This window comes from Prauserella oleivorans (assembly GCF_042685745.1).
GTDB classification, from domain to species: Bacteria; Actinomycetota; Actinomycetes; order Mycobacteriales; family Pseudonocardiaceae; genus Prauserella_A; species Prauserella_A oleivorans.
The window spans coordinates 1,462,950-1,479,262 of the sequence record NZ_JBHUNT010000001.1; the positions used below are offsets into that span (position 1 = coordinate 1,462,950).

A 16,313-nucleotide genomic window follows, 5' to 3' on the forward strand; every position below is an offset into this window, starting at 1 on the left:
GAGCTACTCGCTGTACACGCCGGATGCCGGCGACCGAGCCGTCGCGCTCAGTCGGAGGGAGGGCTCGGCAGGAAGAATGTGGCCCGCATCACTGAAGACACTCGCTGCGACGTGTCGTATCCGGCGCTTGTCGTTCGACGCACCGGTGACGGCACGTTCACGACAACCAAGGAGTCGCCACATGCGCACCCTGATCGCCACCGCATTCGTCTCGCTCGACGGCGTCATCGAGGCGCCGGGGGGAGAACCGGGCTACCGCAACTCGGGGTGGACCGTCGAGGGCATCGAGTTCGACGAGGCCGCCTACGAGATCAAGGGTCGCGAGCAGGAGGAGGCCTCGGCCATGCTGCTGGGCCGCGTCAGCTACGAGGCGTTCTCGCGGGTGTGGCCGGACATGACCGACGAGTTCCCCGGCTACAACGTGATGCCCAAGTACGTCGTGTCCACCACGCTGCGGGACGACGACCTGGTGTCCAACTGGGGCCAGACGACGATCCTGCGGTCCCTCGACGACGTCGCCGCGCTCAAGGACACCGAGGGCGGGCCGATCATCATCCACGGCAGCGCGAGGTTGAACCGCAACCTGTCCGACGCGGGCCTGATCGACCGCTACCACCTGCTGCTGTTCCCAGTGCTGCTCGGCGCGGGCAAGCGGCTGTTCAGCGACACCGACAAGGACAAGCAGAAGCTCAAGCTGGTGGAGAGCGAGTCCTACGCCAACGGAATCCAGAAGCTCGTCTACGACGTCGTCCACTGACGAGACGGCCGGGCCGGTCGGCCGGTGCGCGCTACACGCGGCCGGCCGCCCGGCGCCTGCGCGCGACCTCCGACAGGAGCACGGCCGCGGCGACCGAGGCGTTGAGCGACTCCACCCCCGGCGCCATCGGGATCGACACCGTCACGTCACAGGTCTCGCGCACCAGCCGGGAGAGTCCGCGCCCCTCCGAGCCGACCACGATCACCAGTGGTTCGGTGGCGAGGTCCAGACCGTCGATGTCGAGCGGGGCGTCGGCGTCGAGACCGGCGATCATCAGGCCTTCCGACGCCCAGGTCTTCAGCTGCCGGGTCAGGTTCGTGGCGACGGCGACCGGCAGCCGCGCGGCCGTGCCCGCGCTCGTCCGCCACGCGACCGCCGTCATGCCGGCGCTGCGACGCTGCGGAAGCAGCACGCCGTGGGCGCCGAACGCGGCCGCCGACCGGATCACGGCACCGAGGTTGCGCGGGTCCGTGACGCCGTCGAGCGCCACGATCAGCGGCGGGTCGCCGGAGTCCTGGGCCTGCGCCAGCAGGTCGTCCGGGTGCGTGTACTCGAACGGTGGCACCTGTAGCCCGAGCCCCTGGTGCACGGCGCCGCCGGTCTTGCGATCGAGCTCGTCGCGGGGCACCTCGAGGATCGAGATGCCCTTGTCGGCGGCGGTCCGCACGGCTTCGGTCACGCGGTCGTCGGCGTCGATGTTGAGCGCCACGTACAGCGCGGTCGCGGGCACGCCCGCGCGCATGGCCTCGACCACCGGGTTACGTCCCGCGATGATCTCCGGCCCGTCGGCGGCCTTCTTCGCCGCACGCTTCTTCTTCTCCGTCCTGGCCGCCGCGGCCGCGGCCCGCCGCTGGGCGGGGTGGCCGGGCCGGTCCTCGGCGCGCGGGGTCGGGCCCTTGCCTTCGAGGCCCTTCCGGCGCTGGCCACCGGAGCCGACGACCTGCCCCTTCTTGGTGCCCTGCTTGCGAATCGCGCCACGACGGCGGGAGTTGCCTGCCATCTCTCAGTCTCTCACTGTCCACAGGGGACCGTTGGGGGTGTCTTCCACCGCGATGCCCGCGGCGGTCAGCTGGTCGCGGATGGCGTCGGCCCGCGCGAAGTCGCGTTCGGACCGCGCCTGCTGCCGCTCGGTGAGCAGTGCGTCCACGAGCTTTCCGAGCGCCTCGCTCTGCCCGCCTGCCGCGCCGGTGTCGCGCCACTGCTCGGACAGCGGGTCGAGGCCGAGCACGTCGACCATCGCCCGCACCGCCTCGGCGAGTTCGAGGGCCTTGGTCTCGTCGGCGGCGTCGAGCGCGGCGTTGCCGTCGCGCACGGTGTTGTGCAGCACGGCGAACGCCTGGGGTGTGCCGAGGTCGTCGTCGAGCGCGGCCGCGAACTCCTTCGGCACGACTCCGATGTTCACCTCGCCGCGGGCGCCCGCGACCCGCCGCAGGAACTGCTCGATGCGCCGGTAACCCTCGGCGGCTTCCGACAGCGCGGCGTCGGAGTACTCGATGGTCGACCGGTAGTGCGGCTGGATCAGGTAGTAGCGCAGCTCGACGGCCCGGTAGCGGCGCAGCATCTCCGGGATCGACACGACGTTGCCGAGCGACTTCGACATCTTCTCGCCCGACAGCGTCACCCACGCGTTGTGCAGCCAGAACCGCGCGAAGCCGTCACCCGCCGCCAGCGACTGGGCGCGCTCGTTCTCGTGGTGCGGGAACACGAGGTCGACGCCGCCGCCGTGGATGTCGAACTCCGCGCCGAGATATGTCGTCGCCATGGCCGAGCACTCCAGATGCCAGCCCGGTCGCCCGGGGCCCCACGGCGTCGGCCACGCCGGCTCGCCGGGCTTGCTGCCCTTCCACAACGTGAAGTCGCGCGGGTCGCGCTTGCCCTCGGCGGCGGTCTCGCCCTGCTGCATCTCCTCGAGCCGCTGCCCGGACAGCGCGCCGTAGCTGTCGAACGACGTCACCGAGAAGTAGACGTCACCGCTCGCCGCGTAGGCATGGCCGGAGTCGATGAGCCGCTGGATGAGCTCGATCATCTGGGTGACGTGCCCGGTCGCCCTCGGCGCGATCGACGGCGGGAGGCAACCGAGCGCGGTGTAGGCGTCCTCGAACGCGCGCTCGTGGGTCGCCGCCCATTCCCACCAGGGCCTGCCCGCCTCGGCCGCCTTGGTGAGGATCTTGTCGTCGATGTCGGTGACGTTGCGCACCATCAGCACGTCGAGTCCACTGTGGACGAGCCAGCGGCGGAGGACGTCGTAGTTCAGTGCCCCCCGGACGTGGCCGATGTGCGGGATGCCCTGGACCGTGGCCCCACAGACATACATGGACGCCGTTCCACTGCGCGCGGGATGGAACTCCCGCACGTCCCTGGTCGCGGTGTCGTAAAGGTAGAGGGCCACGTCGAAAATGGTACGGGTCAGAGCAGGGAGTGCTCGCGCAGGGCGGCCAGCAGGGCGTCCGGCCGCTCGGTGGTGGGCAGCGGCTCGACCAGCGCGAAAGCGCAGCCCAGCTCCCGGGCGCCGCCGTCGGCCTCCTCGCTGTCACCGATCATGAGCGTGTGTTCCGGGGCCGCACCGAGCCGGTCGAGCAGCAGCCGGAAGATCGCCGGGTCCGGTTTGATGGCACCGACCTCGAACGACAGCACGAACTCGTCCACGTAGGCGTCGAACCCGTGCGCGCCGAACGCGGGCCGGATGTCGAAGGCGATGTTGCTCAGTACGCCGACGCGCACGCCTCGTTCGTTCAGTGCCTTCAACGCGGGGCCGGTGTCCGGATACGGATTCCACTCCGCCGGGTCGATGAGCCGGTCGTAGAGGGCCTTGGCCTGCTCCACGCGCGGCACCCCGGACTGCCGCAGCACCTCGAGGTAGATCTTGTGGTGCAGCGCCGGGTCGAGGTCGCGGTTCTCCCACGCGTGCCGGTGCTCGTCGTCGAACTGGACGGTCTGGGTCACGGGTGCGGTCATCCGCCGCATCAGCTCGGCTTGTGCCTCGACGTCGAGCGGGTCGCCGTCGTGGTCGGTGAGGTCCGCCAGCCACGATTCGTCCTGTTCGAGCCGGAACAGGGTGCCGGAGAAGTCGAACATCACCGCCTGGATCGTCACACTCCGCAGGCTACCGGGGCTATGTGGCGATCAGCAGCGCACTGGCGATCGCGGCAACGCCCTCACCGCGCCCGGTGAGCCCGAGGCCGTCGCTGGTGGTGCCGGAGACGCTGACCGGACCGCCCACCGCCTCGCCGAGCACGCGCTGAGCCTCGCCGCGCCGCGTGCCGATGCGGGGCTGGTTGCCGATCACCTGCACCACGGCGTTGCCGACCCGGAAGCCGGTCGCTTCGATGCGCCTGCGGACCTCGGCGAGCAGGTCGGCCCCGTGCGCGCCCGCCCAGCGCGGATCTCCGGTGCCGAAGACGGCACCGAGGTCACCGAGGCCCGCGGCGGACAGCAGCGCGTCACACAGCGCGTGAGACGCCACGTCACCGTCGGAATGCCCGGCGCAACCGTCCACACCGGGCCAGAACAGGCCGGCGATCCAGCAGGCGCGACCGGCCTCGACGGGATGCACGTCCACGCCCTGGCCGATGCGCACCCCGGCGTTCGATGGAGTCACTGGCGGGTCTCCGCGGTCAGGAGTGCTTCGATGACGGCGAGGTCGAACGACGTCGCCAGCCGCATGCCGTGCGGGTGGCCCGCGACGGTGTGCACCTTCGCGCCGAGCCCGGCCAGCGGGTCGGCGGGGTCCGCGGCACGCAGGACGTGGGCGAGGAACGCCACCGGAGTCTGCGTCGAGCGGAGCAGGGAGCGGTCGCGGGTGCCGCTGACGAGGTCGCCGGAGTCAACGGTCTTGATGGTGTCGGTGACCGGCTCCACCGGGACCGCGGCCTGGGCGCCGGCACGCATCGTGTCGACGACCGCGCGGATGGTCGCGGGCGGGGTGAACGCCCGGGTCGGGTCGTGGACCAGCACCACATCGGACGGCTCGACCGGGACGCAGGCGAGCGCCGACCGCACCGACTCGGCCCGGTCGGCGCCGCCTTCGACGACCCGGATCAGCTCGCCTGCCCCGAGCGCACGGAGCGCGGCCGAGTAGCCCGCCACATAGCGTGACGGTCCGGCTACGGTCACGCGGTCCACGGACTCCGAGCGCAACAGGCCGCGAACAGCATGTGACAACAACGGTTCACCGCGGACGTGAACCAGGGCGCCGGACTGCGGCGCATCCTGGTCCCCGAGCGGAACCAGTGCGATGACGTTCAGGGCTGCTAGACCGTCGCGGTTTCCAGGACCTCGTCGAGCAGCACCTCGGCCTTGCCCTCGTCGGTGCCCTCGGCGAGCGCGAGCTCGCTCACCAGAATCTGTCGCGCCTTGGCCAGCATCCGCTTCTCACCAGCGGAAAGGCCACGGTCCTTCTCACGCCGCCAGAGGTCGCGCACCACTTCGGCCACCTTGTTCACGTCGCCGGAGGCGAGCTTCTCGAGGTTGGCCTTGTACCGACGCGACCAGTTGGTCGGCTCGTCGGTGTGCGGTGCCCGCAGCACATCGAACACGCGGTTGAGCCCGTCCTGGCCCACGACATCACGCACGCCGACGATCTCGGCGTTGTCGGCGGGAACGCGAACGGTGAGATCTCCCTGCGCGACCTTCAGGACGAGGTACTGCTTCTCCTCGCCCTTGATCACGCGTGTCTCGATCGCTTCGATGAGTGCGGCACCGTGGTGCGGGTAGACGACGGTCTCTCCGACCTTGAAAACCATGTGTCCTCTGCCCCTTTCGCTGTATCCAGCTTAGCACGGAGTACGGAGGGCTAACCAGCCACCCGCACTCGTCCTCGCAGGTCAGTGGCCTGATCAAGGCTTACGCGGGGGTTGACAAACGTGCAATTCGCGTACTCACGCAGGTGGGCCCGGATGCGATTCCCGGACTTGTTTAATCCACTGTGGACATTTGATCTTGTGGCCCGGGTGCGGGTGCCGTCACGTCACCGCCCACCAGGTGCTGCCCTCTATAAGCGGCCGGGATAGTCTGCGCGGCAGGGCAAGCAGGGTGCAGCCTCGCCAGGAAGGACTCGGAGAAGTGAAACGTCGCATGCTGGGTTCGGCCGTCCTCGGTCTCGGTGCCGCGTTGCTCGTCACGGGATGCGGGGCGGGGCAGATCACGCAGACGGACACCCAGGTCGCGGCGATCAACGGTGCGTCGGGACAGACCGGCACGATCGCGGTCCGCAACGCCGAGCTCGCCTACCCGGAGGGCGTCCAGCCGGCCGCCTATCTGCGGGGCACCGACGCCGAGGTCCTGATGAGCATCGTCAACCAGGGCGGGCGGGCCGACCAGCTCGTGTCGGCGCGGTCGGACGCGGCGACGAACATCACGATTCGCGGCACCCGAACCGTCCCCGCCGGCGCGGCTCTCGCCATCGGCCCTACCGAGCCCACGGCGGGCAGGCAGCTGCACGGCGAGATGGTGTTCCAGGGCCTCACGCGGGAGGTCCGGCCTGGACAGACCGTCAGCACCACGCTCACGTTCCGTGACGCCGGTCAGGTGCGGCTCGAGATCCCGATCCAGGTTCCCGAGGAGGCCCGGCACACCGAGGGCGGACACGGCGAGCAAGGCGGTCACTGACTGTCGGTGGCGGCGGCTACCGTCGGCCCGTGGTCAAGAAGGGGTCGAGCAGCTACCGCTGTGCCGAGTGCGGTCTCGAGGTCGCGAAGTGGGTCGGCCGGTGCCCGGAATGCCAGGCATGGGGCACGATCGAGGAACGCAGTGACACCCGGCCGCCGATCGCGCGGGTAGCCGCGGGCGCACCGAGTGCGCCGGCGCGGCCGATCGCCGAGGTGGACGTCGAGGCATCGCGAGCCCGTCGGACGGGCGTGGCCGAGCTCGACCGCGTGCTGGGCGGGGGCCTGGTGCCCGGCGTCGTCGTGCTGCTGGCGGGCGAGCCCGGCGTCGGCAAGTCGACGCTCCTGCTGGAGGTCGCCTACCAGTGGGCGGCGAACGGGACGGCGCCCGCGTTGTACGTCACCGGCGAGGAGTCGGCGGGCCAGGTGCGGTTGCGGGCCGAGCGCACCGGCAACGTGCACGACCGGATGTACCTCGCCGCGGAGAGCGACCTGGCCGCGCTGCTCGGTCACGTGGACGACGTCAAGCCGGGCCTGCTCATCGTCGACTCGGTCCAGACCATGTCCTCACCCCAGGTGGACGGTGCCCCCGGTGGTGTCACGCAGGTGCGGGCCGTCGCGGCTGCGCTCGTGGCGTTGGCCAAGGAACGCGGGCTTCCCGTGGTCCTCGTGGGACACGTCACCAAGGAGGGGTCGGTGGCAGGCCCGCGCGTGCTGGAGCACCTCGTGGATGTCGTGCTGCACTTCGAGGGCGACCGGCATTCCACGCTGCGTATGGTCCGCGGCGTGAAGAACCGCTTCGGCGCCGCCGACGAGATCGGCTGCTTCGAACTGCGCGACGACGGCATCGTGGGCGTTGCGGACCCCTCCGGCCTGTTCGTCAACCGGCATGCCGAGGCCGTGCCCGGTACGGCGGTGACGGTGACCGTCGAGGGCAAACGGCCGCTGCTGGGCGAGGTGCAGGCACTCGTCGGCCGGTCCTATCTGAACCAGCCCAGGCGAGCCGTGAGCGGGCTCGACTCGGCGCGCGTGAGCATGGTGCTCGCCGTGCTGGAGAAGCGAGGCGGCGTGCAGCTCGGTGACAAGGACGTGTACGCGGCGACGGTCGGCGGGATGAAGGTCACCGAACCGGCCGTCGACCTCGCCGTGGCGCTGGCCGTGTCGTCGGCGTTCAGCGACGAGGCGCTCTCGCCACGGCTGGTGGCGATCGGGGAAGTGGGGCTGGCCGGCGAGGTCCGCCGGGTCACCGGTGTCGGCAGACGGCTCGGCGAGGCGGCGCGGATGGGCTTCACGCACGCGCTCGTGCCGCCGGATCCGGGACCGTTGCCGGACGGCATCAAGGCGCTCGAGGTGACCGACCTCGCGAGCGCGGTCCACGCGGTGCGCTACGTACCCGGATAGGCGGCCGGGACGTCCCCCGACGACATCCCGGCCGCCCACCGTTGTGAACAAGACGGCCGGGCTTTCCGTCGGTGTCGCGACTTACCCTTCGCTGTGACTCGACTCACACGGAGGTGCTCGGATGGACACGTTTCTCGCCATCGGTACTCGAAAGGGTTTGTGGTTCGCGCGCAGCCGGAACAGACATACCTGGGAGCTGTCCGGGCCGCAGTTCCCGATCGCGGACATCAAGGCCGTCGGCATCGACGTGCGGCGATCGACACCCCGGCTGTCGGCGAGCGTGCTGAACAGCCATTTCGGCCCGACCGTGGTCACCAGCGACGACCTCGGGGCGACATGGAGTGAGCCCGACGACGCGCCCGTGGCCTTCCCTGCGGACACCGGCGCCGCCCTGCAGGGCGTGTGGCAGTTCGCCTACGGGCCCGAACCCGACGTCGTCTACGTGGGCACCGAGCCGACCGCGCTGTTCCGCTCGGGCGACGGCGGCCGGACCTACGAACTCGTGCGCGGGCTGTGGGACCACCCTCACCGCGAGCACTGGGAGCCCGGTGGCGGTGGTCAGGCGCTGCACACCGTGCTGCCGCACCCGGACGATCCGCAACGGCTCAGCGTCGCCATGTCGACCGGCGGCGTGTACCGCTCCGACGACGGCGGGGACACCTGGCGGCCGTCGAACACCGGCGTGAAGGTCGAGTTCATGCCGGATGATCGGGCCTATCCGGAGTACGGGCAGTGTGTGCACAAGGTGGCCGTCGACGTGACCGATCCCAGCAGGCAGTACCTGCAGAACCACGGCGGCGTGTACCGCTCCGACGACGGCGGCGACACCTGGACCTCGATCGCCGAGGGCTTGCCCGCCGACTTCGGCTTCCCGGTGGTCGCGCACCCGAGCAGGCCGCGGGTGCTGTACAACTTCCCGCTCGAGTCCTCGATGATGCGGTTCCCACCCGAGGGCCGGTGCCGGGTGTATCGCAGCGAGGACGCGGGCGCCACGTGGGAGGGCCTGTCGAAGGGACTGCCGGACGCACCGTTCTGGTCGGCCGTCATGCGGGACGCGATGTGCACCGACGGTGCCGACCCGGCCGGGCTGTACTTCGGCTCGCGTGGGGGCGAGGTGTGGGCGAGCGCCGACGAGGGCGATTCGTGGTCGCTGGTCGCCGCTCACCTGCCCGACGTGTTGTGCGTACGCGCCGCGGTGATCTAGATGGTGTCGGTGGGTCTGCCGTCGATGCTACGCGGCCTGGCGGGCGGCGAGTCGCATGTGGAGCTTTCCGCCGCCACGCTGGGCGCCGCACTGGACGTGCTGAGGGAGCGCTACCCAGCGCTGGAACGCCGGCTCCGAGACGAACAGGGCGGCCTGCGCCGGTACGTCAACTTCTACGTCGACGGTGAGGAATGCCGGCGACTGGCGGGCCCCGCGACGCCGCTGCGCCCGGACGCCGAGGTGGTGATCATCCCCTCGGTCGCGGGTGGTTGAGGGGGCCGGTCCGCGAGTTGTCCACATCGGGGTGGTTATCCACAGGCCGGTGAACCGGCTCTGGGCGGGAGGCCGCCGGACCTCGATGATCGGTGGCGTGGCGAGAACAGCGAGGGCATGCAGAACGAAGGCCGGCCGGCCCGCGTCGGATGCGGACCGGCCGACCTTCGGTGTGGTGACCGGGCGGCTCAGGTCACTGCGAGAGCAGCCGCGCACAGCGGATGAGCCCGATGTGCGAGTAGGCCTGCGGGTGGTTGCCGAGCGAGCGCTCCGCGATGGGGTCGTACTGCTCCGGCAGCAGGCCCGTCGGGCCCGCCGCGTCGACAAGCTGCTCGAACAGCTCCTGCGCCTCCGTGCGCCTGCCCGTGAGCAGGTAGGCCTCGATCATCCACGCCGCGCACAGGTGGAAGCCGCCCTCGCCGCCCGGAAGGCCGTCGTCGCGGTGGTAGCGGTACACCGTCGAGCCGCTGCGCAGCTCGGCCTCGATGGCCGTCACCGTCGACTGGAACCGCTCGTCCTGCGGGTCGAGCAGGCCGGAGAGCCCGACGAACAGCGACGCCGCGTCGAGGTCGGTCCCGTCGTAGGCGGTCGTGAACGCCTTCACCTCGGGGTTCCAGCCGTTCTCCAGCACGTCGGCGGCGATCTGATCGCGCAGCTGCGGCCACATCGGCGGCACCGGGCGGTCGTAGACCTCGCCGAGCTTGATCGCGCGGTCGATGGTCACCCAGCACATGACCCGCGAGTACACCCGGTGCCGCGGCATGTGCCGTTCTTCCCAGATGCCGTGGTCGGGCTCGTTCCACCGCCGCGACACGGCCTCGGCCATCGCGCGGACCATCTGCCAGTCCTCGTCGCGCAGGTCGCCCCGCGCCTCGGCCAGCGTCATGACCAGTTCGACCACCGGTCCGAAGACGTCGAGCTGAACCTGGTGGTTGGCCAGGTTGCCGACGCGCACCGGTCGCGAACCCCTGTAGCCGGGCAGCGAGTCGATCACGGCCTCGGCGCCCAGCTGTGTACCCGCCAGCGTGTACAGCGGGTGCAGACGCTCGGGGCCGGCCAGGGTGGCCAGCACACCGTGCAGCCAGCGCAGGAAGCCCTCGGCCTCCTCGATCGACCCGAGGCTCACCAGCTCGCGCACGGTCATGGCGCCGTCGCGGATCCAGCAGTAGCGGTAGTCCCAGTTGCGGACGCCGCCGATCTCCTCGGGCAGCGAGGTCGTGGCGGCTGCCATCACGCCGCCGGTGTCGCTGTCGGCGAGTCCCCGCAGGGTGAGGGCCGAGCGTGCGACGAGTTCCGGCTCGACGGGCGGGAGCTTGAGCGTGCTGGCCCACGAGCTCCAGTACTCGCCCGCCTGCGCGCGGCGGTCGAGTTCGGGCAGCTCGTGCGGGCCGAGGTCGGTGGTGCCGCAGCGCAGTTCCAGCACCACCGGGTTGCCGGGTGCGGGCTGGACGAGCGCGGTCGCAGTGTCGTGCATGCCGTCGCTGGTGATCTCCCACTGCACGCCCGGGGAGCGCAGGACGAACGGCTCCGACGTGCCGAGCACCCGCAGGCCGTCCTCCTCGCGCAGCAGCCGCACCGGCACGCCGCCGAACTCCGGTCGCGGGGCGAACACCACCTGGGCGGTGGCCTCGCCGGAGATGACGCGCACGATGTCGGTGCGGTGGGCGGGGCTCAGTGGCTCCATGTAGTCCGTGACGAGCAGCCTGGACCACCGCGTCTCCACGGTCATGGTGTTGGGGAGGTAGCGCTGCCCCAGCGGGAGCCCGTTGCGGTGGGGCTTGATCGTGAAGTGTCCCGCGCTCTCTCCGCCGAGCAGGTCGGCGAACACGGCGGGGGCGTCGGGGCCGGGGTGGCACAGCCAGGTCAGCTTGGCGTCCGGCGTGAGCAGCGCGACCGAGCGTGCGGAGGCGAGCATGGAGAGTCGCTCGATGGGCGGGGACTGCTCGCCGTAGAGCCAGTTGCGCCGTTCCTCCAACAGGAAGGCGAGGACGGTGGCCACCTCTTCGGTGTCCGCGACGCGGTACTCCGCGAGGCTCTCGCCGCCACCCACCTTGATGCCGAGGTCGGGGCCGGAGAGCTGCGCGAACGCCTTCTCGTCGGTGACGTCGTCGCCGATGAAGAACGCCGCGGTCGCGCTCACCTGGTGCCGGAGGGTGTCGAGCGCCTTGCCCTTGTTGGTCTGGACAACGGAGAGCTCGACGACCTCCTTGCCGTCGGTGGTCGACACGCCTTCCCACTCGCACGGTCCATTGTGGACCTCGTCGATGATCCGCTGTGCGTCGTCGCGGGCGGCACGGCGCACGTGGACGGCGATGCTCGCGGGCTTGACCTCCAGCGACGCGCCGGGCACGCCGTTGATGATGCGGTCCAGCTCCTGCTCGATCCGGCGGTGCAGATCCCGGGCCTTGGCGTCGATCTCGTGGACGAAACCGATGTCGAACTCGGAGCCGTGGCTGCCGACGAGGTGAACCTCGGAGGGCAACCGCGACAAGGTGGCCAGGTCGCGGAGCGCGCGGCCGGAGATCACCGCGGTGGTGGTCTCGTGCAGCCCCGCGAGCGAACGCAGAGCACCGACCGACTCCGGCCGCGGGCGCGCCTCGTCGGGATTCTCCGTGATCGGCGCCAGCGTGCCGTCGTAGTCGCACGCGACCAGCAGGCGCGGCGTCCTGGCGATCTGGACGATCGCACGCCGCAGCTCAGCGGGCAGGGCCTCGGCGGTCAACACTCCTCCTTAAGGAGCTTCGCAATGGTCTCGGGGGGATCAGGCGGTCGTCTCGGCCCCGAGGGCTTCGAGGAACGAGCGCGCCCACCTGTCGACGTCGTGCGTCAGAACCTGACGACGCAAGGCGCGCATCCTACGCCGACCTTCCGCGGGGTCGAGCGTAATAGCCTGTTCCAGAGCGTTCTTCACCCCGTCCAGGTCATGCGGGTTGACCAGGAAAGCGCTGCTCAGCTCGGCCGCGGCGCCGGCGAACTCGGACAGCACCAGCGCGCCGCCGAGGTCATGCCTGCAGGCCACGTACTCCTTGCAGACCAGGTTCATGCCGTCACGCAGCGGCGTCACCACCATGACGTCGGCGGCCGAGAAGAACGCCGCGAGCTCGCTGCGGTTCACGGACTGGTGCAGGTAGTGCACGACCGGGTGACCGACGCGGGCGAACTCGCCGTTGATGCGGCCCACCATCTGCTCGATCTCGCTGCGCATCTGCTGGTAGTGCTCGACCCGTTCCCGGCTCGGGGTGGCGAGCTGCATGAACGTGACGTCCTCGGGCTTCACCCGGCCTTCCTGGAGCAGCTCGTGGAAGGCCTGCAGGCGCAGGTCGATGCCTTTGGTGTAGTCGAGGCGGTCGACGCCGAGGAGGATGGTCTTCGGGTTGCCGAGATCACGGCGGACCTGGGCGGCCCGCTCGATGACGGGCTTGCTGCGAGCGAGGGAGTCGAGGCCGGCGGCGTCGATGGAGATCGGGAACGCGCCGACGCGGACGGTCCGGTCCCCGACCTGCACCATGCCCGGGCGGGACCGCACACCGACCGAGCCGCGGCTCGGCTCCAGGCCGATCAGCTGGCGGGCCAGCCACAGGAAGTTCTGCGCACCGCCGGGCCGGTGGAACCCGACCAGGTCGGCACCGATGAGCCCGCGCACGATCTCCGCCCGCCACGGCATCTGCATGAACAGCTCGACCGGCGGGAACGGGATGTGCAGGAAGAAGCCGATGCGCAGGTCGGGCCGCAGCTCGCGCAGCATCGTCGGCACGAGCTGCAGCTGGTAGTCCTGCACCCAGACCGTGGCGCCCTCGCCCGCGACGGCCGCGCTGGCCTCCGCGAACCGCCGGTTGACCCGGACGTAGCTCTCCCACCAACCGCGGTCGAAGATCGGGCGGGCGACCACGTCGTGGTAGAGCGGCCAGAGGGTCGCGTTGGAGAAGCCCTCGTAGTAGTCGCGGACCTCGTCGGAGGTCAGGGTGACGGGGTGGAGGACGAGTCCGTCGTCGGTGAACTCGTCCACCTCCACGTCGGGCACGCCGGGCCAGCCGACCCACGCGCCTTTACGGGACCGCAGGAAGGGTTCCAGCGCGGACACGAGCCCGCCGGGGCTCTGTGTCCAACGCTGGGTGCCATCCTCCGCACGCTCCAGGTCGACAGGTAGCCGGTTGGCCACGACCACGAACTCGGCATGGGCTTGTGATGAGTCCGGCGTTCCTGCTGCGGGCATATCCAAACACTATCGCGCCGGGCTCAGTCGAGATGCCTGCCAGGATCCAGCGGACCGGCCATACGCGGACCGGCGAGTTTGCGCTCGAGCCTGCCCAGGCCCGTCCGAACGGGCTGGGCGAGGAACTCGCCGAACACCACGCCCGCCGCCAGCGCCATACCGGTCGCCACCGCCCCCATGAGCGGGGTGATGGCGCCGTAGTCGGCGAGCTCGGACAGCCCGCGGTAGGTCGCGAAACCCGGCAGCAGTGGCGTGATTCCCGACACGGCCACCACGAGCGGGGTGACCCTGAGCCTGCGCGCCATCACGCCACCACCGAGACCGACGAGCGTGGCGGCGAGCGCCGACGCCGTGATCTGCCCGGCGTCGAAGATCATCAGGGCACCGTACGCGCCCGCGCCCACAGCGCCCGCGCACGCGGCGACCAGCAGCGGACGCAGGCTGGAGTACGACGCGAGCGCGAAGCACGCGGCCGCGCCAGTGCCCGCCAGGATCATGATCGGCAGGTTGAGGACGTGCAGGTCTGGGATCGCGGGGACCGGCGTGCGACTGGCGCCGAACCACTCGGCGATCTTGATACCGCCGGCGACACCGGTGATCAGTCCCGCCGACATCAACGCGACTTCGAGACTTCGACCTGCCGCGGTGACGTAGTAGCCGGTGATGGCGTCCTGCACGGCGGAGACGGTCGACAGTCCTGAGAGCAACACCGTCAGGGCTGCCGCGACGACCAGGGTCGGTTTCTCCAGTGGCATGACATCGGAGTTCACGATGGCGATGGCCGCCAGCGACGCGACCAGACCACCAGCGACCTGCTGGAAGAAGAACGGCATCGAGATGCGGTTCAGCAGCCGACCGAGCCGGTCGATGAACGCGCTGATCACGAACGCGACCAGGGCGGTCCAGCCGGTGCCGCCCAGCAACAGGGAGATGAATCCGGCCATGCCGCCCCAGGCGAGTGTCGAGACCCACCGGGGGTACGGGTGCGCGGCCTCCGTGATGCGGTGCAGCTCGGTGTAGGCCTCTTCGGCGCTGAGCTTGTTGCGGATCAGCTGCTGGACGAGCCGCTCCGTGTCGGAGAGCCGGGTGTAGTCGAGGCTGCGTGAACGGACCACTCGCAGCGCCGTCACGGGGGACAGGTCGCTACCGCGGTGGCAGGAAACCGTGATCGACGTGAAGATGACGTCCACCTCACAGTGAGGTAGACCGAGGGCGCGGGTCAGGGCAAGAATCGTCGCGGTCACGTCAGAGGCGCCCGCTCCGCTGGCCATCTGGACCTCACCGATGCGCACCACGAGATCCAGGACCAGGTGGACGGTCGCTTCGTCGGGAAGCTCCGGGCCCATGGTCGTGTCGGTCTCGACCGCGGGCAGCTCGCCGGTCGGCGCTTCGAGAATCTGCCAGGCGCGCTGCCGGGGACTCCGGCCACGCTGCTGGCGCGGTACTCGCTTCTCGTTCTGATCCTCGGCCGGCGCTTCGAGGATCTGCCACGCGTGCCGGCGACTCATCGCCGATCTCGCGCGCGGCTTCAGTTTCATGTGGCCCCACCTCCTCCAAAAGTTCCCGCGTGGCATCGCCTGAGAAGGCCGCGCCGTTGCATCCTGACCCGTGTGGCGTGCACCACGTTGGCGGCTGACGAAATGTCCCGCGTCCAACTTAGCTTCGTGACGCTGTTTCAGCAGGTGATCGTGCCTGTCCGGGCGACGCCACGCGCGAGGCCGGACAGCCGTATAGTGGGCTCGCGCCCTGCCGCACGCGGGGCATGCCGGTATAGCTCAGTTGGTAGAGCAGCTGTCTTGTAAACAGCAGGTCGCAGGTTCGAGTCCTGTTGCCGGCTCACACCCTGACCAGGGCTTTTCCGTGTGTGCGGAGCCCTGGTCGGCTCGATCTTCGTCTTGGTTGTCTCGCTGCGGCCGTCCTCGGCCTGTCGCGTGTCGCCACCCGGCACCTGCCGGAGCGGGCGCCCCGAGCCGGCCGACGGCGTGTGCGACGCAGCGTTGTGGCGTGTCCGCGCCCACCCCATGACGTCCGTCACCGCGCCGATGTCACGTGATTGCGCCCGCCCGGAATAGGGCCTCCGCTGCGCTCGCCGCGGCTCCGGGAAGGCCGCAACAGCACGGGCCGAATGCTGACGAGGTTTCCGTTCGCCGCGATGTGGACTCACAGTCACCAGCGGCCGCTTCGGGCGGTCCGCTCGCCGGCAAGGGGTCGCGCTCGCAGCCATGTCGGCATGTCCGCTGCCTGCAACGCCCGCCGACCGGTGGGCATTCCGTTTGTGCTGCCGCGGCTGGACCATCCGCGGTGGCCGTGGCGATCGGCAGCTGTCACCGAACGACGCTTGCCAGTTCCCGGAAGGGTTTTCGACTCGGGCCGGCGGTCTGCGCCCGGGCGGACAGTGAGCAGGCGCGGAGCACTCGGCTCGCGTCCAGGTGGCGGTGCCGTCGCGACGCGGTTCCAGCCCTGCTCACCGGTCGCGCGCACTTCGGCGAGAAGACAGCGACCTCCGACCGTTCGGTCGGTACCCGGCACCTCGACGCGCACGAACTCGCCAGCGATCTCGATCCGCGATGACCCCGGCCTATTCAGTATTCACAACTTCGTGAAATACGTGTATCTTCCGAGGCATGGCGGACACGCTGCTGAGGACCGCCAGGGCGACGTCCCTGGACCGGCCGAGCCGGCTGTCGTCATCACATGCGGGTGCGCGCAAGGCCGACTCCGACCCGCCTCGCTGACGCCGTCACCCCGCCGACACGCGCCTTGGGCGGCGCGGGTCGTTCTCCGCAAACCTTCAGCTCCGGCGAGCGTGCCGAGACGCCGTCCGACGACTCTGAGCAGTCGCTGACGTGCAAGGACGTGTGA

Annotated in this window: 14 protein-coding genes and 1 tRNA gene; 6 read left to right on the top strand and 9 right to left on the bottom strand. The window is 70.3% G+C overall.

The genetic code is table 11. The features are described 5' to 3' along the window. The first annotated feature begins 181 nt into the window (after positions 1 to 181). Positions 182 to 757, top strand: coding sequence for a dihydrofolate reductase family protein (locus ACFSZT_RS07275; RefSeq protein ID WP_377478196.1), 576 nt, complete (start codon positions 182 to 184; stop codon positions 755 to 757). 31 nt (positions 758 to 788) lie between these two features. On the opposite strand, the gene rlmB is transcribed toward ACFSZT_RS07275, so the two are convergent. The 6 genes from rlmB to ACFSZT_RS07305 are packed head-to-tail and all read right to left on the bottom strand — an operon-like array spanning position 789 to position 5,499. Next, positions 789 to 1,757 (bottom strand): 23S rRNA (guanosine(2251)-2'-O)-methyltransferase RlmB, encoded by a 969-nt coding sequence (rlmB, locus tag ACFSZT_RS07280; protein WP_377389268.1) that lies wholly within the window; start codon positions 1,755 to 1,757, stop codon positions 789 to 791. A 3-nt stretch (positions 1,758 to 1,760) separates the two neighbouring features. After that, complete coding sequence (cysS, locus tag ACFSZT_RS07285; RefSeq protein WP_377389265.1) at positions 1,761 to 3,146, bottom strand: cysteine--tRNA ligase; 1,386 nt, start codon at positions 3,144 to 3,146, stop codon at positions 1,761 to 1,763. Between the two features lie 17 nt (positions 3,147 to 3,163). Further along, positions 3,164 to 3,850: an HAD family hydrolase gene (locus ACFSZT_RS07290; RefSeq protein ID WP_377389262.1), complete on the bottom strand. Its 687-nt coding sequence runs from the start codon at positions 3,848 to 3,850 to the stop codon at positions 3,164 to 3,166. A gap of 19 nt (positions 3,851 to 3,869) precedes the next feature. Next, positions 3,870 to 4,334 (bottom strand): 2-C-methyl-D-erythritol 2,4-cyclodiphosphate synthase, encoded by a 465-nt coding sequence (gene ispF, locus ACFSZT_RS07295; protein ID WP_377389276.1) that lies wholly within the window; start codon positions 4,332 to 4,334, stop codon positions 3,870 to 3,872. A gap of 17 nt (positions 4,335 to 4,351) precedes the next feature. After that, positions 4,352 to 5,002: an IspD/TarI family cytidylyltransferase gene (locus ACFSZT_RS07300; RefSeq protein ID WP_377389273.1), complete on the bottom strand. Its 651-nt coding sequence runs from the start codon at positions 5,000 to 5,002 to the stop codon at positions 4,352 to 4,354. A 5-nt stretch (positions 5,003 to 5,007) separates the two neighbouring features. Next, complete coding sequence (locus tag ACFSZT_RS07305) at positions 5,008 to 5,499, bottom strand: CarD family transcriptional regulator (protein WP_377389260.1); 492 nt, start codon at positions 5,497 to 5,499, stop codon at positions 5,008 to 5,010. 319 nt (positions 5,500 to 5,818) lie between these two features. Here ACFSZT_RS07305 and ACFSZT_RS07310 point away from each other — a divergent pair, with 319 nt between their 5' ends. The 4 genes from ACFSZT_RS07310 to ACFSZT_RS07325 all read left to right on the top strand — a co-directional run bounded on the left by ACFSZT_RS07310 (position 5,819) and on the right by ACFSZT_RS07325 (position 9,238). Beyond that, positions 5,819 to 6,364, top strand: a complete 546-nt coding sequence (locus ACFSZT_RS07310) for a copper chaperone PCu(A)C (RefSeq protein ID WP_377389258.1) — start codon at positions 5,819 to 5,821, stop codon at positions 6,362 to 6,364. A gap of 29 nt (positions 6,365 to 6,393) precedes the next feature. Beyond that, positions 6,394 to 7,761: a DNA repair protein RadA gene (radA, locus tag ACFSZT_RS07315; RefSeq protein WP_377389255.1), complete on the top strand. Its 1,368-nt coding sequence runs from the start codon at positions 6,394 to 6,396 to the stop codon at positions 7,759 to 7,761. Between the two features lie 121 nt (positions 7,762 to 7,882). Next, entirely contained in the window at positions 7,883 to 8,965 is a 1,083-nt protein-coding gene (locus tag ACFSZT_RS07320; RefSeq protein WP_377389252.1) for a WD40/YVTN/BNR-like repeat-containing protein, read from the top strand. Then, positions 8,966 to 9,238, top strand: coding sequence for a MoaD/ThiS family protein (locus ACFSZT_RS07325; RefSeq protein WP_377389250.1), 273 nt, complete (start codon positions 8,966 to 8,968; stop codon positions 9,236 to 9,238). A gap of 193 nt (positions 9,239 to 9,431) precedes the next feature. Here ACFSZT_RS07325 and otsB read toward each other — a convergent pair whose 3' ends face one another. From otsB to ACFSZT_RS07340, 3 genes are read right to left on the bottom strand one after another with little or no spacing between them, the layout of a single operon-like run. Continuing rightward, on the bottom strand, positions 9,432 to 11,960 hold the full coding sequence (gene otsB, locus ACFSZT_RS07330) for a trehalose-phosphatase (protein ID WP_377389247.1): 2,529 nt from the start codon (positions 11,958 to 11,960) through the stop codon (positions 9,432 to 9,434). A 39-nt stretch (positions 11,961 to 11,999) separates the two neighbouring features. After that, positions 12,000 to 13,451 (bottom strand): alpha,alpha-trehalose-phosphate synthase (UDP-forming), encoded by a 1,452-nt coding sequence (locus ACFSZT_RS07335; protein ID WP_377389245.1) that lies wholly within the window; start codon positions 13,449 to 13,451, stop codon positions 12,000 to 12,002. A gap of 23 nt (positions 13,452 to 13,474) precedes the next feature. Continuing rightward, complete coding sequence (locus ACFSZT_RS07340) at positions 13,475 to 14,989, bottom strand: threonine/serine exporter family protein (protein WP_377389242.1); 1,515 nt, start codon at positions 14,987 to 14,989, stop codon at positions 13,475 to 13,477. Between the two features lie 226 nt (positions 14,990 to 15,215). Between ACFSZT_RS07340 and ACFSZT_RS07345 the strand changes: the two genes are divergently transcribed. After that, positions 15,216 to 15,288 (top strand) — tRNA-Thr (locus ACFSZT_RS07345). Positions 15,289 to 16,313: the final 1,025 nt, after the last annotated feature.

Excerpts from the sequence above, each read along its gene's own strand:
- ACFSZT_RS07275 (WP_377478196.1), top strand. The coding sequence starts at position 182 with ATGCGCACCCTGATCGCCACCGCATTCGTCTCGCTCGACGGCGTCATC.
- rlmB (WP_377389268.1), bottom strand. The coding sequence starts at position 1,757 with ATGGCAGGCAACTCCCGCCGTCGTGGCGCGATTCGCAAGCAGGGCACC.
- ACFSZT_RS07305 (WP_377389260.1), bottom strand. The coding sequence starts at position 5,499 with ATGGTTTTCAAGGTCGGAGAGACCGTCGTCTACCCGCACCACGGTGCC.
- ACFSZT_RS07320 (WP_377389252.1), top strand. The coding sequence starts at position 7,883 with ATGGACACGTTTCTCGCCATCGGTACTCGAAAGGGTTTGTGGTTCGCG.
- ACFSZT_RS07325 (WP_377389250.1), top strand. The coding sequence starts at position 8,966 with ATGGTGTCGGTGGGTCTGCCGTCGATGCTACGCGGCCTGGCGGGCGGC.
- ACFSZT_RS07335 (WP_377389245.1), bottom strand. The coding sequence starts at position 13,451 with ATGCCCGCAGCAGGAACGCCGGACTCATCACAAGCCCATGCCGAGTTC.
- ACFSZT_RS07340 (WP_377389242.1), bottom strand. The coding sequence starts at position 14,989 with ATGAAACTGAAGCCGCGCGCGAGATCGGCGATGAGTCGCCGGCACGCG.